Annotated in this window: 21 protein-coding genes and 4 pseudogenes; 16 read left to right on the plus strand and 9 right to left on the minus strand. The window is 44.7% G+C overall.

The features are described from left to right. Window positions 1-3: 3 nt before the first annotated feature. A complete protein-coding gene (gene trmJ, locus V6N89_RS14745) occupies window positions 4-738 on the minus strand; it encodes a tRNA (cytosine(32)/uridine(32)-2'-O)-methyltransferase TrmJ (RefSeq protein ID WP_338518210.1) in 735 nt (244 codons plus the stop codon). Window positions 739-1,014: 276 nt separating this feature from the next. Between trmJ and suhB the strand changes: the two genes are divergently transcribed. Then, on the plus strand, window positions 1,015-1,791 hold the full coding sequence (suhB, locus tag V6N89_RS14750) for an inositol-1-monophosphatase (protein WP_274741271.1): 777 nt from the start codon (window positions 1,015-1,017) through the stop codon (window positions 1,789-1,791). 138 nt (window positions 1,792-1,929) lie between these two features. On the opposite strand, the gene V6N89_RS14755 is transcribed toward suhB, so the two are convergent. Further along, a complete protein-coding gene (locus V6N89_RS14755) occupies window positions 1,930-3,213 on the minus strand; it encodes an acyltransferase family protein (protein ID WP_338518211.1) in 1,284 nt (427 codons plus the stop codon). A gap of 109 nt (window positions 3,214-3,322) precedes the next feature. Here V6N89_RS14755 and V6N89_RS14760 point away from each other — a divergent pair, with 109 nt between their 5' ends. After that, window positions 3,323-4,213 (plus strand): LytR/AlgR family response regulator transcription factor, encoded by an 891-nt coding sequence (locus V6N89_RS14760; protein WP_346992871.1) that lies wholly within the window; start codon window positions 3,323-3,325, stop codon window positions 4,211-4,213. 81 nt (window positions 4,214-4,294) lie between these two features. Here the strand turns inward: V6N89_RS14760 and secF are convergent, their stop codons facing one another. From secF to V6N89_RS14790, 6 genes and pseudogenes are all read right to left on the minus strand, one after another. Further along, window positions 4,295-5,236 (minus strand): protein translocase subunit SecF, encoded by a 942-nt coding sequence (gene secF / locus V6N89_RS14765; protein WP_338518213.1) that lies wholly within the window; start codon window positions 5,234-5,236, stop codon window positions 4,295-4,297. 10 nt (window positions 5,237-5,246) lie between these two features. Then, a pseudogene (gene secD / locus V6N89_RS14770) lies at window positions 5,247-7,091 on the minus strand (protein translocase subunit SecD). 55 nt (window positions 7,092-7,146) lie between these two features. Continuing rightward, window positions 7,147-7,485: a preprotein translocase subunit YajC gene (yajC, locus tag V6N89_RS14775; protein WP_338518214.1), complete on the minus strand. Its 339-nt coding sequence runs from the start codon at window positions 7,483-7,485 to the stop codon at window positions 7,147-7,149. A gap of 43 nt (window positions 7,486-7,528) precedes the next feature. Then, window positions 7,529-8,623, minus strand: a pseudogene (gene tgt, locus V6N89_RS14780) (tRNA guanosine(34) transglycosylase Tgt); the annotation flags it as partial. 165 nt (window positions 8,624-8,788) lie between these two features. Then, window positions 8,789-9,835 carry a tRNA preQ1(34) S-adenosylmethionine ribosyltransferase-isomerase QueA gene (gene queA, locus V6N89_RS14785; RefSeq protein ID WP_338518215.1) on the minus strand — a complete coding sequence of 349 codons (1,047 nt, stop codon included), beginning with the start codon at window positions 9,833-9,835 and terminating at the stop codon, window positions 8,789-8,791. A gap of 322 nt (window positions 9,836-10,157) precedes the next feature. After that, on the minus strand, window positions 10,158-10,361 hold the full coding sequence (locus V6N89_RS14790; RefSeq protein WP_232369772.1) for a DUF6471 domain-containing protein: 204 nt from the start codon (window positions 10,359-10,361) through the stop codon (window positions 10,158-10,160). A 275-nt stretch (window positions 10,362-10,636) separates the two neighbouring features. On the opposite strand from V6N89_RS14790, the gene V6N89_RS14795 reads away from it, so the two are divergent. The 14 genes and pseudogenes from V6N89_RS14795 (at window position 10,637) to V6N89_RS14860 (ending at window position 22,722) form a co-directional block, all read left to right on the plus strand. Further along, window positions 10,637-11,026: a DUF2170 family protein gene (locus tag V6N89_RS14795; RefSeq protein ID WP_338518216.1), complete on the plus strand. Its 390-nt coding sequence runs from the start codon at window positions 10,637-10,639 to the stop codon at window positions 11,024-11,026. A gap of 23 nt (window positions 11,027-11,049) precedes the next feature. Then, window positions 11,050-11,730, plus strand: a complete 681-nt coding sequence (locus tag V6N89_RS14800; protein WP_338518217.1) for a PspA/IM30 family protein — start codon at window positions 11,050-11,052, stop codon at window positions 11,728-11,730. Window positions 11,731-11,860: 130 nt separating this feature from the next. Then, window positions 11,861-12,917: pseudogene (locus V6N89_RS14805) on the plus strand (ion channel). 12 nt (window positions 12,918-12,929) lie between these two features. Then, entirely contained in the window at window positions 12,930-13,574 is a 645-nt protein-coding gene (locus V6N89_RS14810; protein ID WP_346992872.1) for a YjfK family protein, read from the plus strand. A 12-nt stretch (window positions 13,575-13,586) separates the two neighbouring features. Then, entirely contained in the window at window positions 13,587-14,003 is a 417-nt protein-coding gene (locus tag V6N89_RS14815; RefSeq protein ID WP_338518218.1) for a DUF350 domain-containing protein, read from the plus strand. Window positions 14,004-14,013: 10 nt separating this feature from the next. After that, the gene (locus V6N89_RS14820; RefSeq protein WP_338518219.1) at window positions 14,014-14,646 is read left to right on the plus strand and encodes a DUF1190 family protein; all 633 of its coding nucleotides are present in this window, start codon (window positions 14,014-14,016) and stop codon (window positions 14,644-14,646) included. Between the two features lie 2 nt (window positions 14,647-14,648). Then, window positions 14,649-15,817: pseudogene (locus V6N89_RS14825) on the plus strand (glutathionylspermidine synthase family protein). 19 nt (window positions 15,818-15,836) lie between these two features. Continuing rightward, complete coding sequence (locus V6N89_RS14830) at window positions 15,837-16,376, plus strand: rhomboid family intramembrane serine protease (protein WP_338518220.1); 540 nt, start codon at window positions 15,837-15,839, stop codon at window positions 16,374-16,376. 46 nt (window positions 16,377-16,422) lie between these two features. Further along, complete coding sequence (locus tag V6N89_RS14835) at window positions 16,423-17,124, plus strand: VC0807 family protein (protein WP_338518221.1); 702 nt, start codon at window positions 16,423-16,425, stop codon at window positions 17,122-17,124. 156 nt (window positions 17,125-17,280) lie between these two features. After that, entirely contained in the window at window positions 17,281-17,994 is a 714-nt protein-coding gene (locus tag V6N89_RS14840; protein ID WP_346992873.1) for an ABC transporter ATP-binding protein, read from the plus strand. Further along, the gene (locus V6N89_RS14845; RefSeq protein WP_346992874.1) at window positions 17,994-20,294 is read left to right on the plus strand and encodes an ABC transporter permease; all 2,301 of its coding nucleotides are present in this window, start codon (window positions 17,994-17,996) and stop codon (window positions 20,292-20,294) included. The genes V6N89_RS14840 and V6N89_RS14845 overlap by 1 nt, the downstream gene beginning before the upstream one ends. A gap of 10 nt (window positions 20,295-20,304) precedes the next feature. Next, window positions 20,305-20,607: an ABC transporter permease gene (locus tag V6N89_RS14850; RefSeq protein ID WP_338518224.1), complete on the plus strand. Its 303-nt coding sequence runs from the start codon at window positions 20,305-20,307 to the stop codon at window positions 20,605-20,607. Beyond that, complete coding sequence (locus V6N89_RS14855) at window positions 20,604-21,920, plus strand: lipocalin-like domain-containing protein (protein ID WP_338518225.1); 1,317 nt, start codon at window positions 20,604-20,606, stop codon at window positions 21,918-21,920. The genes V6N89_RS14850 and V6N89_RS14855 overlap by 4 nt, the downstream gene beginning before the upstream one ends. A gap of 160 nt (window positions 21,921-22,080) precedes the next feature. Beyond that, window positions 22,081-22,722: a PEP-CTERM sorting domain-containing protein gene (locus V6N89_RS14860; protein WP_338518226.1), complete on the plus strand. Its 642-nt coding sequence runs from the start codon at window positions 22,081-22,083 to the stop codon at window positions 22,720-22,722. 111 nt (window positions 22,723-22,833) lie between these two features. On the opposite strand, the gene glsB is transcribed toward V6N89_RS14860, so the two are convergent. Beyond that, on the minus strand, window positions 22,834-23,742 hold the full coding sequence (gene glsB, locus V6N89_RS14865; RefSeq protein ID WP_338520152.1) for a glutaminase B: 909 nt from the start codon (window positions 23,740-23,742) through the stop codon (window positions 22,834-22,836). Window positions 23,743-23,781: the final 39 nt, after the last annotated feature.

Consider the following 23,781-nt stretch of genomic DNA (forward strand, 5'->3'; position numbering starts at 1 on the left):
GCGTTACTCTTTATCAGTGTCCGCTTGCTTTACCGACTTATCGATAGACGCCAAAATACCGCGAAGAATGTTTAACTCTTGCGACTCAGGGCGGGCACGGTTAAATAAGCGACGTAGCTTTGTCATCACCACACCAGGATGACTCTTACGAATAAACGACGTGCTTTCTAGCGTTGACTCCAAGTGCACATAAAAACGTTCTAAATCTTCATTAAGCGGGTATTCTTCTTCTACGCTCGGGTATGATTCGCGATTAAGGAAAGCCATGCGGATCTCATAGCATAAGGTTTGCACTGCTGCAGCCAAATTCAATGAGCTATATTCAGGGTTCGCTGGAATACACATGTGGAAATGGCACTGTTGCAATTCTTCATTAGTCAGCCCGCTGTTTTCGCGGCCAAATACCAAAGCAACAGGGTATTTTTCAACTTCTTGAACCAGTTTTTCACCACAATCACGAGGACCAAGCATAGGCCATGAATGCGTACGCGAGCGCGCCGAAGTACCTACCACCAAACCGCAGTCTTTAACCGCCTCTTCCAACGTGCTGACTATTTTCGCGTTAGCAAGTACATCGCCTGCACCAGCTGCAAGCGCACTCGCTTGTCCATCTGGCTCGTTAACGGGGTCAACAAGATACAGGCTACTTAAGCCCATGGTTTTCATGGCGCGTGCCGTTGAACCGATATTGCCCGTGTGAGAGGTGTTAACCAAAATAATGCGGATGTTTTCAAGCATGGGGGTGATACCTACGTACTTTCTAAAATGAAATAGCTGCTATGCTGCAGGCTTTCTTACTATTTTTACCGTGCGGCGATTGTAGCATAGCGGCAGTATAGATGGCTATTCACCGCTTTTTCTTTCCACTTCTATTTTAAACGGCGAACAACGTCGAGGTAATTTCATTTGCATCACAGAATGATTCTGGTAGACTCCGCCCGTTTTCGAAAACAATTAGCTATTTTTTGTACAGCTAGTTAGTTTCATTGGTCTTTTACAATTGGTGGTTTATCTATGCATCCTATGCTGAATATTGCGGTGCGCGCTGCGCGTGCGGCTGGAACAGTTATTGTTCGTGGTTTTGAAAAACATAATGAAGTTGCAACTGAGTCTAAAGGCTTGAACGACTTTGTTACACAAGTTGATAAAGAAGCAGAACAAGCTATTGTTTACAAAATTCAGCAATCGTACCCAGAGCACTGCTTCTTGGGCGAAGAAATGGGTGAAATTCACGGGAAAGAAACTGATTATCAGTGGATTATCGACCCGCTAGATGGCACCACCAATTTTGTTAAAGGCATTCCTCACTTTGCCGTTTCTATTGCACTTTTACACAAAGGTCGTTTAGACCAAGCGGTTGTATTCGACCCTATCCGTAGCGAACTGTTCACTGCAAGCCGTGGTCAAGGTGCACAGCTAAACGGTTACCGTATTCGTGCCTCTAAGCCTCGCGACCTTACTGAAACTATTATTGCAACGGGCCTACCGTTTAAGAACAAATCTCAGTTTGGCGAGTATGCGCTAAGCCTGAACAAGATTTTCCATGAAGTGGGTGACATTCGTCGCGGTGGTAGTGCTGCACTTGATCTTGCCTACGTTGCGGCTGGTCGCCACGACGGTTACTGGGAGCGCGGCATAAAGTCTTGGGACATCGCAGCAGGCGAGCTTATTGTTCGTGAAGCTGGCGGCCTAGTAACAGACTTTAAAGGCGGTAACGATCCATTACACAAAGGCGAAATTGTCGCAGGTAGTGTGAAAGTTGTTCAAGGTCTTGTTAAGCACCTAAAATAAGTGACCTAGCTCAGACAGCTATAACACAACGCATAAATCGAAAGGCGCTATCAAAAATAGCGCCTTTTTTGTAAGTATCACCATGTTGTCGAAAGACAAACACATTCACTTTCACTCGGCTATTTAACCCGTTTTTTTCTACTTACTCTTTGGGGCATGCTTTAGCTTCAAGCCAAACAAAAAACGCAGCACCAAAAACCGTTTAGCAATCTCATAGGTAATTGCGCACCCAACAAATGTTACAAGCGTGATACCGATAAACTCTGCCATGGTAGAGGAAACGCGGGAGTTCAAATAAAACGCAGCGACCACGATGAGTGTTTGATGAACCATGTAGTAAGGCAGCACGCCACGGTTTAAGTAGCGAAGAAGTTTGCTCGGTTTAGATAAGTACTTTTGGGCAAACCCTAAAATTGCCGCAAGCCATGCCCAGTGATTAAGCACAACAATAACGCCGACTAACACGCGAAAGCTTAAGGAGGATTCCATTAATTCTCCTGTCGCACCAAGCATGTCATGGCGGTCTAGTATAATCACACTATACAGCGTTATCGCCATAGTAAGGCTTATATAGCGAGCTTTCATAATTGCCTTGTATAGCGCAGGTCGAAGCACGATCACCATGCCCACCAGCATCACCAAAAAGTATTTTGCATGGCTGTACCAGTCGCTGACAAGATCATGGGTTGTCGGGTAAGCCATGCGCAGCTCAAGCCAGATATAAGTCATCAATGCCACCGCCACAACACTAAACAACGCGAGGCTATCAAGTAAGGTAGATTTGACCTCGCTTATGAGTCGTACAAATGGAAACAATATCAATACAAATACGCTATAAACAAAAAGGTAAGGCAAAAACCACAGGTGGTTCCAAGTAAGTAAGCCAATTATCGACTGTTTGTCTGTAAACAATTCGGTATTGGGGTTGATATAAGCAAGGTAGAAATCAATAAACGGCATTTCGAGTATGCCACTCGCCGTCCACTCAACGAAGACTTGTGGTGCCACGATAACAAACATGCCAAACAATAACGGTACCATTATTCGCAAAATTCGCTTACCTAGTACGTTAGCCGAAAACACCCAGCGAGACTGGCGGGTGTGATAACCTCGGTTCAATACAACAGTAAACACCATGGAAGAAATAAGAAATAGCAACGACATACGCCATTGATTAGTCAGGATCATAACGTCTTGCAGCCATGAAAATTGTACATCGCTTTTTATATGCCACCCCCAGTCAAGAACATAAAACATGCCAATGTGGTACAAGATCAAAATACCAAACGCGATAACGCGCAACGCATCCAACTCAACGTAGCGCTGTGATAACCGCGTTTGAGCTGTTGCCTTTTCTGGTGCAAACGCACCTACTTGCTCAGAAACTGATCGTGGCTGATTAACAACATATGCTTGCGTCAATGCCCTCACTCCTATTCAATAGTGACAAATTAACTTGGTATATCTAATGCGTTTCGTTTTTGACGACCAAGGCCTAAGTGACGAAAAACAAAGGATTTAGGGATAAGCGGTGAATAGTTGGGATGAAAAATGGAGCCAGTATCTTCGCGATACTGAGCCAAAACATAAATACGCGGCATTTCTTTTACTCGTCGTGTATCTATTCATTAATAACTCAATAAATGCTGCATCTAGCTGGACGGAATTTTCGCGAAGTGAAACTAATAACGTGGCACTGTGGGAGCCTTATGTATGGGAATACAGCAGTGCACTAAGTACTGCGATATTGGTTATTCCCCTAATTTTTGCCATACGTATTCTTGATAAAAGTAAAAAGCCCAGCGCCGTTTGGTTGGGATGGCACTTCGTATTTGCCAGCGTATTTTCAGTTGCCCATGTCGTTATCATGGTTGGCCTGCGCAAGCTCGCCTATTTGATGTCTGAACGTAGTTACGACTTTGGGGCGTGGCTTAGTGAGTTTGTATACGAATACCGAAAAGATGTGTGGGGATATATTACGCTTGTAACCTTTTATTATATCGCGCGATTTGGCTATCAGCGACTAATAGGCGAAGCGTCATTGATTAAAAGTGATACCTCGCTTCCCGAAGTTGAAAGTGAAGCTCAAACACTGCCTGACTACTTACTGGTAAAAAAACTCAATAAAGAATTCTTGGTTAAGGTATCTGATGTTCAGCGAGTGGAAGCCTCAGGCAACTATATCAACTTACACACTCACCTTGGCGTTTACCCACTGCGATATACGTTAAGCAGATTTTGCAAAGAAGGAGCTGGGCAGAGCTTTATGCGCGTTCACCGCTCGCATGCCGTTAGAATTCCTTCTATACAATCTATTAGTTATGGCGAAACCTATGACGGCCTTATTACGCTAAACAACGGCCACACTGTATTGCTTTCGAGGCGCTACAAAGACAGCTTAAAGCAGGTTTTAGCACCATAAAGAGTGTGAAAACGCTCTATCCTTATACAAAAAAACCGCATCATTGATGCGGTTTTTTTGCTTTATTGCTATGCAAGTGCATTAGGGCATAGGGTCTAAATCCGCACCTTCTTTTTCCACCTGAGGCGGCATCAAGTCTTCTTTACTGATACCCAACGCAAGCGCTACTGAACTCGCGATATAGACTGACGAGTAAGTACCTACTACCACACCAAATAACAATGCAGTCGCAAACCCGTGAATTAGCGCACCGCCCTTATAAAATAAGGCTACCAATACTAACACCGTAGTTAGTGATGTAATGATGGTACGGTTTAAAGTTTGCGTCAGTGAGATGTTGATAATCTCTACGGGTTCACCCTTACGGATTTTGCGGAAGTTCTCGCGAATACGATCAGATACAACGATGGTATCGTTCAGTGAGTAACCGATAACCGCAAGTACAGCGGCAAGCACCGTTAAGTCAAATTCAATCTGTAGCACAGAGAATAGACCTAAAGTAAGAATAACGTCATGAGCTAGCGCTGACACTGAGCCTAATGCAAAACGCCATTCAAAACGCATTGCAACGTACACCAAAATACAAATTAGCGCGACAAGCATAGCTAAGCCGCCCTGCTCTGTAAGCTCTTCACCCACATTAGGTCCGACAAACTCGATACGACGCATATCAACCGCAGTGCCATCTGCGCGCAGTGCTGCTAAAACTTGCTCACCAATAGTGGCAGCTTTAACGCCATCACGCGGTGCAATGCGAATAAGTACGTCTTGACTGCTACCGAAGTTTTGAACAATGGCATCTTCAAAGTTTGCATTGTTAAGCTGCGTACGAATACCCTCTAGATTCGCTGCATCTTCATAACCCACTTCAATTAGAGTACCGCCAGTGAAGTCAAGCCCCCAGTTTAAGCTATTCACACCTAATGAAATGAACGAGCCAAGAATAAGGACTGTAGAAAGCACCATCGCAGGAATGCGAAGGCGCATGAAATCGACGGTATCGGATAGTTTTAATAATTGCATGTTACGCTCCTTAAATCGCCAATTTCTCTACGCGCTTACCACCCCACACAGCGTTAACAATAACGCGAGTGACCAAAATAGCGGTAAACATTGAAGTAGCAATACCAATCATAAGCGTAATTGAGAAGCCTTTAATTGGTAGGTTCCCACTGCGAACAAAATTAATCCCGCAATAAATGTGGTGATGTTGGCATCCAAAATAGTAGAGAATGCACTGTCGTAACCGTGGTGAATAGCTTGCTGAGGGCTGCGTCCGTCACGCAGTTCTTCGCGAATACGTTCAAAGATAAGTACATTGGCGTCAACCGCCATACCTACCGTTAACACGATACCCGCCATACCCGGCAACGTGAGTGTAGCCCCTGGAATCATAGACATAATGCCGACAATCATCACAAGGTTAGTCACTAGTGCGATATTCGCTACAACGCCAAATGCTTTGTAGTAAATCAGCATGAAAATAAGTACTGCAGCTAAGCCATAGATAATGGCCTGCATGCCTAGCTCGATGTTCTCTTTACCTAAGCTTGGCCCTACGGTACGTTCTTCAACAATTTGAATTGGTGCGATAAGTGCACCTAGCGCGAAGTAGAAGTGCCAAATCACGCGCTTCTTTCGGTGAATCTAACCCAGTAATCTGAAACTTGCTGCCAAGCTGTGCGCGGATGGTAGCAACAGAGATAACCTGTTCTTGCTTTTCAAAAACCAGTTTACCGTCTTTATTACGCTCGCCAGTCGACTTGTATTCAATAAACACGGTTGCCATTGGCTTACCAATGTTGCCACGTGTCGAACGCGACATCTTGTTACCACCTTCAGAGTCTAGCGAGATGTTTACATTGGGAAGACCGTATTCATCAACACCACTGTTCGCATCAATAATGTGACTGCCTGTTAGCATAATTCGCTTTTCAAGCAACTGAGGAATACCTTGCTGGTCTTCAATCAATTGTGACCCTGGCGGCACACGGCCATTTAACGCATCGCGAATATCATTTTTCTGATCCACCATACGGAACTCAAGCGTTGCGGTTGCGTTAAGAATTTCTTTTGCACGCGCGGTGTCTTGAATACCTGGCAATTGCACAACGATACGGTCGGCGCCTTGTTTTTGAACTAAAGGTTCAGCAACACCTAGCTGGTTAACACGGTTGCGGATGATGGTGATGTTTTGCTTAACCGCATTATCGCGGATTTCCTGCAACTTGCTTTCAGCAAACACGGCGCGAAGTGTTAAGTCATCAACTTGATTGAAGGTTAAGTCGCGGCTTTGATTGCGTAAGAAAAACTCTGCTTTATCAAGTGTATCTTCATCACGAAACGTAATATCAATGTGATTGTCTACTTGCTTTACGCCACGGTAGCGAATGCCTTCTTCACGTAATGATGTACGGAACCCGCTTTCAGCATCTTCGAGTGACTTAGTAATAACCTCAGTCATATCCACTTCCATTAAGAAGTGAACACCACCACGAAGGTCAAGACCGAGCTTCATTGGCGCTCCGCCCAAACCCTCTAGCCACTCAGGTGTGTCAGGGGCTAGGTTCATCGCAACGAAATAGTCATCGCCAAGCTCTTTCTCAAGTGCTTCGCGCGTCACTAACTGCGTGTCAGAATCAGAAACGCGAACAAGTATTTGCTCGTCTTCAAACTCGATTCGCTTAACCGTGATGTCTTTTGCCGCCAGCGTTGCTTTAACCTGTTCAACCGTGGCATCGGTCACCACAGCATCTCTGCCCGCTGAGATTTGAACGGCGTGATCTTCGCCGTAAATATTAGGAAGCGCGTAAAGTGCACACATCGCTACGACGATTAGCGCACTTAACACTTTCCATATAGAGTTTTTGTTTAGCACTGGATAATCCTTTCGTGCCAGTACCGGGTAGCTTCCCGGCCCCGGCGGTTGTTACTTACAGTGACTTCATAGTGCCTTTAGGCAGCACAGCAGTTACTGAAGACTTCTGAACAACAATGTTGTTTGAATCGTTAAGTGCCACTTCAATGAAGTCTTTCTCTTCAGACACTTTTGTGATTTTTCCTACCAAACCACCTTGCGTTAGTACTTCATCACCTTTGCTCAGTGATGAAACAAGGTTTTTATGCTCTTTAACACGCTTAGCTTGCGGACGGTAAAGTAAGAAGTAAAAAATCAAACCGAATACGGCCAACATGATAAGCATTTCCATGCCACCACCTTGTTGAGCACCGCCAGCAGATTGCGCGTACGCGTTTGAGATAAATAGGCTCATAAAATTCCCCAAATATTATCGTTGTTATAGTGCCGGAACCAAGCAACCCTTTTTGTTCATAGAATTCTTGTACAAACTCATCCAGCGTGCCTGCATCAATGGCATCGCGAAGACCTTGCATTACACGTTGATAGTAACGAAGGTTGTGAATGGTGTTTAGGCGTGCACCCAGAATCTCGTTACATTTATCCAAATGATGTAGATAAGAGCGAGAATAATTTTTACAAGTGTAACAGTCACAATTCTCATCAAGTGGAGACGTATCGTTGCGATGTTTGGCATTGCGGATCTTCACAACCCCTTCTGTTACAAACAAGTGACCATTTCGTGCGTTACGCGTTGGCATTACGCAGTCGAACATGTCGATACCGCGACGCACTGCTTCAACAAGATCTTCTGGTTTACCCACACCCATCAAGTAGCGTGGCTTGTCTTCAGGAATCTTAGGCGCAGTGTGATCGATAATGCGCATCATGTCTTCTTTTGGCTCACCAACAGACAAACCACCAATGGCATAGCCGTCAAAACCGATAGCTTCAAGGCCTGCTAGAGACACATCACGAAGGCCTTCATACATACCGCCTTGAATAATGCCAAAGAGCGCTGCTGGATTGTCGCCATGCGCCTCTTTACTACGCTTGGCCCAGCGCAACGACATTTCCATAGAAACACGGGCTTCTTGCTCGGTAGCTGGATATGGCGTGCACTCGTCGAAAATCATAACAATGTCAGAGCCAAGGTCGCGCTGCACTTCCATTGACTTTTCTGGTGTAAGAAGAATTTTCTCACCATTGATTGGAGAGCGGAATGTTACTCCCTCTTCGGTAATTTTGCGCAAGTCACCCAGACTGAATACTTGGAAACCGCCAGAATCAGTAAGAATGGGTTTGTCCCAGTTCATGAAGTCATGCAAGTCGCCATGCTGACGAATAATACCTGTGCCAGGGCGAAGCATTAGGTGGAACGTGTTGCCAAGACAGATATGTGCACCGCTGTCTTTAAGCTCTTCAGGGGTCATACCCTTAACGGTACCGTACGTACCAACTGGCATAAACGCTGGTGTTTCAACTACACCGCGTTCAAATACCAAACGACCGCGTCGTGCACGGCCTTCGGTTTTTAACAACTCAAATTGCATGTGAAAGCATTCCCAATCTAGCGCGCTTTTGCGCCGGGTATAAAAATAAATTGGCGGGGATTATACCAGTAATTCAGCTGAGATCATGCCCCGTATCTATGTTTATCTCAAACTCAAGAGGAATAAAGCAAAACGGGGCAATTGATATGGACTCACCTTGCGTTTTTACGCGCGCTCAATAAACATTGAGTCGCCGTAGCTGAAGAAGCGATATTCTTCATCTATAGCTTGTTGATACGCTTGCATGACGTTGTCTTTTCCAGCAAACGCGCTGATCAACATCATCAAGGTTGACTCTGGCAGATGGAAGTTCGTGAACATGGCGTCAACGACTTTGAACTCGAAGCCGGGATAGATAAAGATTTCGGTATCTTCATAAAACGGGGCAATAACGTCAGCATGGTTTTGTTCACTGCAAGCTTTTGCCGCAGATTCTAATGAGCGCACGGAAGTGGTACCTACGGCAATAACTCGCTTACCATTGGCTTTTGTTTTTAACACCGCGTCTACAACCTCTTGCGGAACTTCAGCGTACTCAGCATGCATTTTGTGTTCTTGAATATTATCAACACGTACAGGTTGAAACGTACCAGCGCCTACGTGCAGAGTTACAAACGCTAGGTTTACGCCTTTTTCTTTTAGCGCCGCAAGTATTTCGTCGTCAAAATGAAGCCCTGCCGTTGGCGCTGCCACTGCCCCTGGCTTCTCGTTATAAACCGTTTGATAACGCTCTTTATCTGAATTCTCATCGGGGCGGTCGATATATGGCGGTAAAGGCATGTGACCGTGTGCCTCTAAAAGCGACAATACCGTGTCATCGTGCTCAAACTGAAGGATAAACAACGCGTCGTCTCGCCCAGTTACCGTAACGTGCACCTTATCCTCTAATATTAGCTTAGTACCAGGTTTAGGGGCTTTGCTGGCTCGCACGTGAGCAAGTGCCGTATTGTCAGAAGTAATGCGTTCAATGAGCACTTCAACCTGTCCACCCGTCTCTTTTTTGCCTAACAATCGAGCGGGAATAACGCGGGTATTATTGAAAACCAACAAATCGCCTTCGTCTACAAGTGATAGCATGTCAGCGAACATGGTGTGCGCTACGTTCCCCGTTTTGCCATCTAAGTGAAGAAGACGGCTTGCGGTGCGTTGCTGTGTTGGGTATTTTGCGATTAATTTTTCAGGTAGCTCAAAGCTAAAATCAGATAGTTTCATAAATACAGTACTGCTTATTTTCACTTAGTTAAACCAAACCTTCGGGTTAAACTCACCACTTGCTGGACGTTTTAAATACACTAAACGCGCAACAGGTATTAATTTAGATAACCCATTATGAAGCTGCATACCTTCTGGTGCACATCAACCATAGCAGCCCAAGACTTAAACGGTTAAGATATACACAGATAGTGATGATGTTCTCCCATAAACATTCCGTATCATTTTTATACCTGGCACTTTGCTGGGTATTTTTTTGCCCAAAAAAGGATAAAACAGGGATTACACGCAACCTCATTGCTGTTTAGGTATTTTACGCGGTTTATTCGTTAAGATCAGTTAAGATTTCTTCTAAAAGTGCACTATCTAACGGACGGGCCTTCAACACGTAAAGTATCTGCAAAAGTAAATCGGCACCCATTATTCCTTTATTTACTTTATTTCTTAAGTTATCGGCACTTTGTTCAACACCAATTTCTTCAAGACGCTGACTTAGGGCTTGGTATTTAACACCACGTACCGACATTTCAGATTTAACGACCCTCGCAACGGCTTGTCTCCACGCATTTTTGGCACTCACGCAACACTCCAAAACCACCCAAATGTGATATATATTTTACAAAAACACACTTTTTTACACTTAAAAAGCAAATTCATTATTGACGATTATGGCATATCCAGTCTACACTGCAAGTCAAGATATTGGCGTATGTGAAAATTGTCGTTACAGTGGAAAGGTTGAAAAACTCAACGCGACATTCATATACGACATAATCGCTTCAATATTCAAAGGAGAAAGGTATGAGCTGGGAACTGGGAAGCATCGAAGCCCTATTCAAAGAGCACGATGACTTTGTGGTAACACAAGAAGAAAACTGCTTACTTATTGCTAATCAAGACGGCATCGACGCTTGGCTTGCGATTAGCGGTGAGCAAATATTAGTGGAAAGCTTATTGTTCGCTGCGTCTGAGGTAAAGGATAAACCAGCACTAGACCACGAAATTTTGTCATCTCACATGGTATTCCCATTAACAACAGTGGGCATTTCCAATATTGGTGGCGAAGAATACTACACCGCCTTTGGCGCATTAAGCGCGCAATCGAAAGGCGAGAGTATTGTAATTGAAGTCGAAACCCTGTTTCAGAATGTTGCATCATTCCTCGATGCCTACGAAACACACCTTAACTAAAATTTACTTCTAAGGAGAAGCGAATGTCAGTGTGGAAAAAATTAGTAACTGCAGTAAAAGGTGGTGCAACCGAGGCTGCGCAATCAGTGGTAGACAGTCAAGCGATTCGAATTCTGGAACAAGAAATTAGAGAAGCCAAAGAAGAATTGCGTAAGTCAGATCATGCTCGAACACAAATTTTAGCGAAGTGTAAACTATCGCAACAAAAAGTGGACAGCTTCGATTCATCGATTGCCGAATATGAAGCGCATGCACGCAAAGCCATTGATACCGATCGCCAGCTTGCACTTGATTGTGCACAAAAGGTGTCTGAACTGAAAGAAGAGCGCGATCAAGAGCAAGCATACCTTGATCAGTTTCAACAGTCAGAGAAGCAGCTTGCACAGAATATTCAGCAAGCAAAAGCCAATCTACGTCGTCTAGAACAACAAGTAGATATGGTAAAGGCCACTGAAAGCGTGCAAAAAGCACAAGTTGCTGTTTCATCTCGCCACATGGGAGCTAACAGCAAAATGAAGACGGCGACAGAGTCACTGTCTCGTATTCAGGAAAAGCAAAAAATGCGCAACGCTGAGCTTCAGGCTGCCGAAGAACTGGCAGGTGATGAGTCAAGCAGCGACCTTGAGAAACGCCTCTCAGAAGCAGGTATTAAGGGTGGCAAAACATCGGCTGATGATGAACTTGCTCGCATTTTAGGTAAGTAATACAAAGGGAGCGCTCTGCTCCCTTTTTCTTTTTGTTGATTACTTTCAACGCTTTGTTACACATGAATCATAGACAAGAAAGTCGATTAAAGGCAGAGTAACTGCTCGCATAACAAGGGCTGTGAGTTGAATGTCTCCATGGATTAAACTGCGTAAAATAATGCTGCAATACTTTGCAGAATCACGGTGGTATACCATTTTAGGTGCTACTGCATTTTATGCTGCTTCAAGTTATTGGCTGCTATTTGCAGCCGTACGAAGTCGACTTGATAGCGAATGTCGATTTTATTTACTGGCTTGCGGTGACCGCCTCTACGGTTGGCTATGGTGATTTGTCACCCGTAACATCTGCAGGAAAACTCGTTGTCGCATTATACGTCATCCCATTGGGCTTGAGCATTTTTGCCATGGTCGTAGGGCGCATTGCGTCATGGGTTTCACAGCAATGGAAAAAGGGGTTATTGGGAATGAATAACTTGCAACTCGATGAACATATATTAGTAATTGGTTGGAACGGTCAACGCACCATGTTGTTGCTAGACCTGCTGTTACGTGAACGCGATGCCATGCCTGAGCGCCCTACCATTGCGCTTTGTGTAAAGGCAGATATTGCCAACCCAATGCCAGGTGTCATTGAATTCGTTAAGGTTGATTCATTCAATAAAGACGAAGATATGGATAGAGCCTGTATCGCGAAAGCAAGAACCATCCTTATCGATAACCCTCAAGATGACGTCACTATGACAACCGCACTTTACTGTGCCAAACGCAACCCAGATGCACATCAGGTAGCCTATTTCGATGATGAAAGCTTGGTTGGTTTGCTTCAAGATCACTGCCCCAAGATAGAATGCACCCCAAGTGTGGCAGTTGAGATGCTTGCAAAGGCCGCGTTTGACCCTGGCTCGAGTATGCTTCATCACGATTTATTGAGCGTAGAAGAAGGCCAAGCGCAGTTTTCCGTCAAAATACCAGACACTAGCCCTGCTATCTCAGTTGCTAAACTGTTTATTAACCTTAAGCGCAAGCATAACGCCATATTTATAGGCTACGCTCCTGATGGTCAGGTAAAGGAGATGGTCGTCAACCCTCCTCTTGATACTACCCTCAATGCGGGCGACACACTGTTTTACATTGCCGAGCGACGTATCAATGCCATTAATTGGTCGTCACTTGACGCAGACTAAGAGGCCCTGTTTATGTTCAGTAAGCTTTTTAAAAAATCAGCACTTAAAAAACCTAAAGCCCCCGAAGTGATGGGCCTTTATTTGGGAGGCTCATTTGAATTAGACAACCTTAAATTGTCTTTACTCGAACCAGAGTTAACCATTGAAGGTGCAGCGCGCTCTCAGCTTATTCAGGCTGTCGGTGAAGCGCCTTTAGATACAGGTGGCACTTTGCTTCGCTTTTACACCGACGACGATGCTTTTCTACAGGTCATTTTAGACGGTGGTATGACGGAAAATCACATCACTGATGTCAAGCTGTGGCACTTTTATGAGACCAAGACAATTGGCAGCACGGCGCAGTGGAATGACTGTATCACAAACATTATCAGCCAGCCCACTTACGAACTGAACGGTAATGTCTTTGAACGTGTGTGGGAAGCCGTGGGCGAAGAGTCACCACCTATGGCAGTAACAGAAACCACTTATGAAGAAGACGGCGATGTCAGCAAGACAGACCAATTTATGATGTTGTACGAACGGCCGCTTGATAATGACAGAGTAGAAACCCTTTTGGTTGTCGGCGAAGAAAAACAAGTTGGCAATAATTTAGACAGATGCCTTGTCATCTCGACAGGCTTTGACATACAACCTACTGATATAACAATAAACGGCTAAAAAGGAATTACTATGGATACTATTTTGCATTCACTGGCAGGCCTTGGAAATTTTGCACTGTATTTCGGCCTTTCCATTGTGTTTTTATTCGTATTCAAACTGGTTTATGCGTTGGTGACACCGCATGACGAGTGGAAACTGGTAAAAGAAGAGAAAAACGTTGCTGCTGCTATCGGCTTTGGTGGCGCAATCATTGGTTTTGCTATTGCGCTAGGCAGCGCTGCATCAAACTCTGTTGCCATTATTGATTTTGCTATTTGGGCGCTCGTTGCGGTTGTCGCGCAGTCTTTGGCTTTTGCTATTTTACGCTTTAGCTTTATGCCTAAGATTGCCGAGAGAATTAACAATAACGAAGTGTCGGCGGGTGTAATGCTAGCTAGCATGTCAATTGCCGTGGGCCTTTTAAACGCAGCATGTATGACCTACTAAGGGGGCTGTAATGACTAAGGTAAACGACACGCCTCGCACAAAGCGCAGTAAGCACATTGACTTAACTCGAATGCGTAAAGCATTCAGCGTAAAGCCTATTGCACTAGGTGTAACAAGTGTAATGTTAAGTGCATGTGGTTCAGAACGCGAAGATGCAAAAATATATACGTCGCTGGATGATTGCAAGCAGGACTACCCTGATGCTGTTGAGCGCTGTGAAGCGGCCTATCAAACGGCAGTAGACGAAGCCATGCGCACTAGCCCTCGCTTTAATTCTGAATATGACTGTGAATATGAATTTGGCCCTAACCAATGCCAGTATGTAAACAACAATAGCGGCAGTTTTTTCATGCCATTTATGGCTGGCTATATGGTGAGCTCTTTGCTGTCGCCAAGCCGCTATTACTCACAGCCGCTCTACACATCGTATTCTTACAACTCGCCTTTTCGCTCGCGCTGGATCACGGCGGACGGGTATGTGTTCGACGGCGATATTCGTAAACGCAACTATCGCGTAAACAAAGATGTTTACAAGCCTAAACCAACGGTAAACCGCACCATGAAGCGCGGTGGATTTGGCAGCAGTGTAAGAGCCAAATCATCGTGGGGAAGCAGTAGCCGTAAAGGCAGCTGGGGCGGTTAATTATGTTCAGAATGCCTTGCCAGCCAAGAAAAGGCTGGCAGCAGCTGGCCAACGAATATGGCTTTCACTTTCACACTATGTATGGCGAACCTTATTGGGACGAAAGCGCATACTATCAGTTTTCATTACAGCAAATAGAAAACGACATTGAAGACCCCACTGCAGAGCTACATCAAATGTGCTTGGCGGTGGCGGATGAAGTCATTAACAGCGAATCGCTGCTTACTCGTTTTTGCATACCTGAAAAGCATTGGGACACGGTAAAGGACAGCTGGCAACAGCGTGACCCCAGTCTTTATTCGCGCCTAGATTTAGTTTACAACGGAAAAGGCCCTGCAAAACTACTTGAAAACAACGCTGACACTCCCACCAGCTTGTATGAGTCGGGCTTTTGGCAATGGCTGTGGCTAGAGCAAAAGGTCAACAACGGTTCACTCGCTCGCCATGCCGACCAGTTCAACAGCCTTCAGGAAAAGCTGGTTCATCGTTTTCGAGAAATTGCGCTGCATTACAACATTAATCAACTTCATATGGCGTGCTGTAAAGATACTGTGGAAGACCGCGGAACTGTGCAGTATCTGCAAGACTGCGCCAGCGAAGCAGGGCTCACTGCCGATTTTGTGTTTATAGAAGACATCGGGCTTGCTGACACTGGCGTTTTCACTGATCTTCAAGATAAGCCAATAACAGACTGTTTTAAGCTGTACCCGTGGGAATTTATGCTTCGCGAAGAATTTGGTGATGTACTAGGCGATGCGGGTGTCAACTGGCTAGAGCCAGCGTGGAAAACAGTAATATCGAACAAAGCACTATTACCTCAGCTTTGGAAAATGTTTGAAGGGCATCCCAACCTATTGCCAGCATTCTTTTCCGAAGACGTCGGTTCACATGATTTGTCTGGAAAATGGATTAAAAAACCCTTGTTTTCGCGCGAAGGCGCCAATGTATCAATGATTGAAGATGGTCGTGAGCGCGAATTAAGCGCAGGTCCCTACGGTGAAGAAGGTTTTATCGTCCAAGCTTTTGAGCCATTACCTGTCTTTGAAGGTAATCATACGCTTATTGGCAGTTGGTTAGTTGATGACATGCTTAAGCAGGTATTTCTGTGCGAGAAGACACCTCTGCTATAACGCAGGATTTATCGCGCTATTTACCGCATATCATCCTTTAGCATGAATTAGGGGTTATATATGAAGCCTTTCGCTTTTCAAATGCGCGTAGTATTAACACTAGGCGCCCTATTGATTGCCATTGAAGTAGCCAATTTACTTACGGGCAATACCCTTAATCAATTTGGTGTTGTGCCGCGTTCGCTTTCACACCTACCCTATATTTTTACTGCGCCATTCCTACACGGTACGCCAACCCACTTAATGGCCAATCTTGTCCCCTTATTGCTGTTTATGTGGCTAACCATGCAGTGGGGAAAGCGGCCCTTTATTATTGCTACGTTAAGCGCATTACTCATTGGGGGCTTAGGCGTGTGGCTATTTGGGCGCAGCGCTACACATATTGGCGCAAGCGGCATGGTATACGGCTACTTTGGCTTCCTCGTATTGGCAGGGTTTCGCAGCAATAAAATACGCTACTTGGTTATATCTCTTGTGGTTGCGGCTTTGTATGGCGGTATGCTCGTGGGAGTGCTTCCCACCTCAAGGTTTATTTCCTTTGAATATCATCTATTTGGCTTTATTGGTGGCTTATTTGCCGCATGGCACTGGGCACGCTAGTTTGTTTTTGTATAATTAGCATCACAACAAGACGTTTAAAGTAACTATGTCAGCAGTACAGCAACCGACTCAGAAAAACCAAGGCTTTTTCGGCAACCTTGCGTTTAATATTATTATCCCCGTCGTACTTATGAGCTACGCCAGCTCCGAAGACTATTTAGGTCCAGAATGGAGTATTGTCGCCGCGCTGAGCTTTCCAATCGGCTATGGTTTGTGGGACCTGAAAGCATCGGGAAAGGTAAATGGCTTTTCCGTTCTTGGAATAATTAGCGTATTGCTCACGGGAGGCTTTAGTCTACTCAAGCTTCCTGCGGAATATATCGCTATTAAAGAAGCGGCTATTCCTGGCATTATCGGCATTGCCATTCTTGTCACCCAGTATTCCAACAAACCGCTGGTAAAAATGTTGGTGCTTAACGACCAAATCATAAACTGGCCGCATTTAAATGAGGTTCTTGATGCTAAAGGTAAGCAAAACGAATTTAAAAAGAAAATTGCCGTTAGTTCATACATTGTTGCGAGTTCTTTCTTTTTATCATCTGCACTGAATTATATTTTGGCCAAAATGATTTTGGTGAGCGAACCGGGCACAACCGCATATACTGAAGAACTCGGGCGCATGACGGCACTGAGTTACCCGGTTATTGTGATCCCAAGCATGGTGCTATTGATTGCAGCGCTTTGGTATTTATTTGCTCAGATCAAGAAGGTTACTGGCGAAGAGCTTGACGATTTCATCAATCAATAAGCACATCTACGCTACCTGATTACAATATGAGTTTACAAAAGCGGCACAAGCAAGTAGTGCACTTTTGTTTTTATCATTTGGTTTTTAACCAAAATGCGGTTCTGTTGCGTATACTGAAGACACTGTTTTGTTAGCGTTTTTTGAGTTTACGCATTTATGCTTACCATCAATGCCCTGTCTAAGTCTTTTTCTCCTAATGCACTGCTTTTAGACCGTTTATCATTAACGGTCAAGGCAGGTGAATCAGTCAGCATTCAAGGTGCATCAGGGTGTGGAAAATCGACCTTACTCTCGCTTATAGCCGGTTTCGATACACCTGATGAAGGTCAAATTTACGTTGGAAACGAGTGCATTTTTGATAACCACGTAACTGCCAGCACAAAAGCATCTATTAAAGAGTCAGCCACCACAGGCAAACTTGATGATTTTCGCAAGCAGCACCTTGGCATTGTATTTCAAAGCTATAACCTCTTTGACTGCTTCAACGCCTATGACAACATTGCCTTTACGTCACGGCTAAAAGGCAATTTTGATGCAGAGTATCAGCAGCATTTAATGCAAGAGTTGGGGATCGCTCATCTTGCCAAAAAGCCAATTCACTTACTATCTGGTGGCGAGCAACAGCGGTGCGCCATTGCTCGCGCATTGGTGCACCGCCCTGCTTTGGTACTTGCTGATGAACCCACGGGAAACTTAGACGAGGCAACAAGTGATATGGTCTCAACGCTATTGTTTGATGTTTGTCGCAGTACTAACACAGCGCTTGTCGTAGTAACCCATAGCCAAGAAGTGGCAGAGAAAGCCGTTATGAAAACCAAACTTCACGGTGGAAAGCTGGTTTCACTTACCAATGACCAAAGTGCATGCTGATGAAAAGCGCCCTGCACACTTTCGGAATAACATTAAAAACGCTTTTTGCAATGGCAAAAAAGCGCTGGCTCGAGCCGCTTCTCATTATTGCTGCTATTGCAGTAGCCAATGCAGGTCTAATAACAGTATTGCTTATCAATGAAGGGGCAGAGCAAGGCGAGTTATTAGAAGCCAACGACAAACTCTTTACTGACAATGTATTGGTCCCTATCAACAGCGAGCTGTCGCTAACTAAAGAAGATTATGTAAAAGCTAGATTGGCGGGGTTTACTCAACTAGCCGCGCTGGCTCAGCGTACTGTTCGTGTGTCGTGTGGCGACACGTCATCAAGAACATTTAGTGTTAACGTCATGGGCGTAGACACCCAAGTATTGATGAGTCACTTTGCTAGCGTATCTAACTTACAAAACGGCGGCGCATGGCTTAGTACAGAAATGCAGGGGCAAAACAATACTGCTGTCAGAGGTCTCATGCACCCTGCTACGTTAGGCGAAATAGCATGTGAAAACCTTGTGTCGTCAGACGTAAAATGGCCATCGCCTATCAATCCTGTTGTGAGTGCTGCTGTCCCCCAAGACACCTTGGTTATCGCTATTACCGACTTTTATCGGCACGACGTTACTGTGCAAGATACGCCGCTTTCTGGTTTGTTATCGCTCATGCCATTGTCCAGTCAGGACATTGAAGCGCTAAACAGCATTACGTCAGTCCCATTAATTAAACCTCAAAATACGCTTGCTCAAGAAACAGGGTCACTCCCAGATAGCTTTAAGCTTAACCTTTGGGCAATGAGTGCACTTATGGGGGTTGTTGCGCTGTTCATTGTGTTAAACGCGCTTAACCTGATGTACCGCACGCGTTTGCCCAATATGATTCGACTAAGACAGCTAGGCATTCAAAGCTACATTCTATCGTTAGCACTTGTTACTGAGCTTCTGATCTACTGTGTCTTTGGTATCCCCCTTGGCATGATTGCTGGTTTTAATGCGGCATCCTGGCTATCCCCAGTGATTAGCGGTACGTTTTCTTCTTTGTTTAGCGCTGTATTCATAACGCCAGACGTCAATTTGCTCTCGATATTTTTATTTGCGCTTACTGTGACCTTCACTTCGCTGGTTGTGTTTTCACTCTTGCCAGTTACCCAACTAGCCAATGCCCTCTCACACCATAAAATAAAGCAAGAAAGCCAGGCTTCTCTAGCGCAAGCTAGTGTGATTTCATGCATAGTGCTTTTAGTACTTTATCTGTTGTCACACTTCGTCTCTTCCACAACACTCGCACTTGGCTATGTTGCCGCATTACTGCTTAGTAGCTGCGCATTGGTCTTACTTTGGTTGCCTATATTGACCAAATGGCTTGCTAAAGTTACGCCAAAGCGTTGGGTGGTGTTATTTTTTGTTGTTTCAAATATGCAGTCGTTGTCATCTAAGTCGCGATTGGCCGTTTGCGCATTTTTTATCGCACTTACCGCCAATATTGGTATGAATACCATGACAAGCAGTTTCCGAGACGCGACGGTTGACTGGTTAAAACAACGCCTTTATGCCCCCGCGTACCTTTATACCGATATGCTGTATTCATATATCGTGTTGCCAGACAGCCTCAATGCAACCCCCTTGATGAGGTTAAAAGCCACGTTTAATGAGCAAACCATTTCTGTCTCTAGCTACCCCCTTCATACCGAGGGGAAAATCGCTTTACTGCTTGATAATGCGGTGGATGATGCGTGGGAGCAGTTTTCAAAAGGCCAAGGGGTTTTTATTAATCAACAATTGGCACTGATGAACAACGTACGCATTGGTGACACACTTTCTTTGTCGAACTATTCATTGGCAACAAATAGAAGCGGTTTAGATAAAAACATCACCACCCTTACGGTTGATAGCGACACTCTAGACAAAACCCTATTTGGTGAAAAACAAGCGTGGCGTGTACTTGGTATATACCCTGACTACGGTAATACACAAGGGCAAGTATTTGTCCCTCTTCCCCGTTTATTGTCAGCTCGTCAGGAAAATAGTGGGCTAAATGACATGTTGTTTTCTGGGGCGATGGCACTGTATCCAGCCACTCAAAAGTCTGCTTCTTCAAGCACACTAACAGGCAGCACACTAACAGACAGCGCGATAACAACGCTGGCGGCGCCATTTGGCAGTGCCTACTCAAAAACACACTTACTTAACCAGTCGCTTAAGGTTTTTGATCGCACATTTTTGCTAACCGATGGACTCAATATCACCACGCTTGTCGTCGCTAGGCATTGCCTTTGCGGTATCGTTAACGGTATTAGCTTTAGGTAACGCTCCGCAATTGAATACATTGCGGGCACTAGGTGTCAGTCGCCTACAAGTGAAAAGCGCGCTGTTTACACAATATTTTTTGCTTTGCCTAGTAACCGCGATATTGGCCATTCCCTTTGGTATTTTCTTAGCTTACGTGTTTATTGTTATGGTAAACAGGTACGCATTTAACTGGGTGTACCCCATTGTTATTCAGACGGACGTAATCATGTCCAGCGTGGTGCTCTCACTTGCCATTGTGTCACTGGTTTTACTCTTGCCACTTGGGAAGCTTGAGCCAAAGGTAGACCTTCGTCAGGAGGTACAGCTATGAATAAGCCATTGAAACGCCGAGGTCTGTTGTTGGTGATCGCGTGTATTGCCTTGTTTTTAGGCTCTTTGCTGATACCAAAAACAAAAAACACGCCTAATGAAGAACATTCACCTTTGGCCCAAAACGACAGGCCTCGACAATTTTTTGGTGGCATAACCGCACAAGATGCAGACACCGCCGCGCAAAGTTTCGCGCAGGTTATACAAGATAAGCCATTCACCTTGCCTACCGATCACAAAAGCCACCCAGATTACCAGTTAGAGTGGTGGTATCTCACCTTTGTGCTAGAAGATGACAACAAAAATGAGTACGGCCTTCAATATACGCTGTTTAGATTTAAGCCCCCTGGCAGTAGTGAAGTCGCTGAAAGCAATTGGGCTAATACACAGCAATGGATGGGGCATGCTTCATTACACACAAAAACACAGCACTATTTTGAAGAAAGATTTGCAGCAGACGGTGTGGGTAATGCTTATGTAAACGGCAGTCCGTTTGAAGCTATTATAGACGACTGGTCATGGCGTACCTCGGCTTCAAGCAAGAATCACGCTATGTTCCCGTCATCCCTAAACCTGTCACTGAAGAATAAAAATGCTTCGGGAAATAGCTCGCCATCACGAGACCATACACTTGCATTGGGCGAATCAGTGTCTATTGATTTATCACTCGATACTTCAGGCCCATTTGTAAAGCAAGGCGATAATGGATATAGCCGTAAAACGCAAGATGAGCGACTTCGCTCTTACTACTACAGCCAACCGTTTATCAACGCAAAAGGAAACCTACTGATTAATGGAAAATCAATTGGTGTTAAAGGGCTTGGATGGTTTGACCATGAATGGACCAGTCACTTAGCCAACAGTGAAGCAATGGGGTGGGATTGGTTTTCAATTCATTTGGACGATGGGAACAAAGTCATGGCCTTCAGAATGCACTCGGAGCAAGTAGTTCAAGGAAAGGAACAATCACAAACTGAAGATATGCAACAACAATTGGATCAGGAAGGGCTTGATGAAAGTCACGCAACTTACATAACCGGAACGTTTATTTCAAAAGAAGGTGAGACCACAACACTTGATGACGCACAACTCACCTTAACCCCTACTCGTTATGAGACAATAATGACAAAGCGTGGCGTGCGAACGATGCCCACATCATGGCGGATTGCTATTCCTTCAAAAGCCCTCGATGTAACGGTGACCCCTTTTAAAGATAACCAGTGGAACGATGGTTTCATGCCCTATTATGAGGGGAGGATCACAGTATCAGGCTCGCACACTGGCCGTGGCTACATGGAATTAACAGGTTATTAATCTAAACAGCTTGTTAGTGTCAAAAGCTTTTACAGCTTGCATCACAAGCTGGTCAAACCTCTTTAGCAAACAATAACTTAAAAACTGGCACAAAATTAGCTTAACCACTAATACAGAGCGTTCTAGCAGTTAATAATGTATTAGCATATTTGGAGTGGTTATGCGTTTTATTAAAATTTTAAGCACCTTTTTATTTATTGCCTTGTCAGCTCAAGCAAGCGGCAGCGTGATATATCTAAACGACAATACTGTTGTAAACCCTTATAAAATTGATGCTTCAGTCGATTCATTCGAAACGTTCTATGGCTATAGCACAACGAACAAATGGTCTACTGCATTATCATTTGCCAAAAGTAATACCGCCGTATTCTTTTTAGCAGAGCTCAATGACCAGCTGGCGCTTTTCGCACTTTTCGACGCGTTTTCACAAAACAAGACTGGAAACGGAAAGTACAACTTTGGATTCAACGCGTTTAAAGGTAATGCTGCATTTAGTCTAATTGACGACTCAGGCGAAATGGTAGGTAGCAACCAAGCAAACTTTTCTTGGGGAAACAAATACGGTGACGGGTTAGTGTTGACCTTTGACCAAAGCGACTTCTTTGGTATCGATTTAAACGGTTCGAATGCAAGTGGTCTATCAGGCGGTTTCGAATTCCTGACGTTCGACGCTTCAAACCAAGCGACAACGATAGCATTGGCAGATGGTAACTTTCGTGTAGAGGCGGTGCCTGCTCCAGCAACGCTAGGCTTGTTTAGCCTTGCCATTTTTGGTCTAGTACTTCTGCGTACTAGAGCATAAACATCGATTTTCCAGTAAGCACAGCGCTGTTTTATGCGGCGCTGTACTTACTCTACCTTTTCAATGACTCTCACACTTATTCGTTAGACGTGACGCCACGTTCAAAAACCTTCAGTAAATAGACCAGTTAATTCGTTCACTCAACGAGGTTAATGCAGCAACGCCTAGCTGCGAGTTGCCTACACTATTGAGTGCAGGAGAGAAAACACAAATTGAAAAGCGACCTGGTACAACGGCAACAATTCCGCCACCTACCCCACTTTTCCCAGGTAAGCCGACTTTAAATGCAAAACTGCCTGCCTCATCGTACATACCGCTCGTCGCCAATAACGCATTAACTTGTTTAGTTTGGTAAGGTGTTAAGACTTGCTCACCTGCACAGGATGAGAACCCTGCGTTTGCCAAGAAGCTGGTAGACCGTGCTAAATCTTCGCAGCTCATCTCTAATGCACAATTATGAAAATAGTTGCGCAACACATCCTCAACGTCGTTTTCGAAGTTACCATATGCTTTCATTAAATACGCCATAGCTGCATTGCGCGACCTATGCTCGTACTCCGACTCTGCGACGACTTTGTTCACTATTATGTCGCCATTGCATGAAAGCCGTCTGACAAAATCTCGCATTGCAATATGGGGGGACGCAAAACGAGATTGCACCATATCACTTACCACCAGCGCCCCAGCGTTTATGAAAGGATTTCGCGGAATACCGTTTTCATACTCTAGCTGGACAAGTGAGTTGAAAGGTAAGCCTGAAGGTTCACACCCAACGCGTTCCCACATTGGTTCACCATAATGATTTATCGCAAGCACTAGGTTAAACACCTTTGAAATACTTTGAATAGAGAAAGGTACGCTGGCATCGCCAATCGACGTGATATGGCCTTGTGTGTCACAAATGGCAATACCAAACTGGCGGGGATTTACACTTGCCAAAGCTGGAATGTAATCAGCAACTTTCCCCATACCTAACATGGGCTCTACTTCATCAAAAATGTTTTGTAGTAACACATGCATTTCACTATTCATGAGTTCATCACCTTTTCTTTGTGCACA

This window comes from Alteromonas gracilis, assembly GCF_036870955.2.
Classification (GTDB): Bacteria; Pseudomonadota; Gammaproteobacteria; order Enterobacterales; family Alteromonadaceae; genus Alteromonas; species Alteromonas gracilis_A.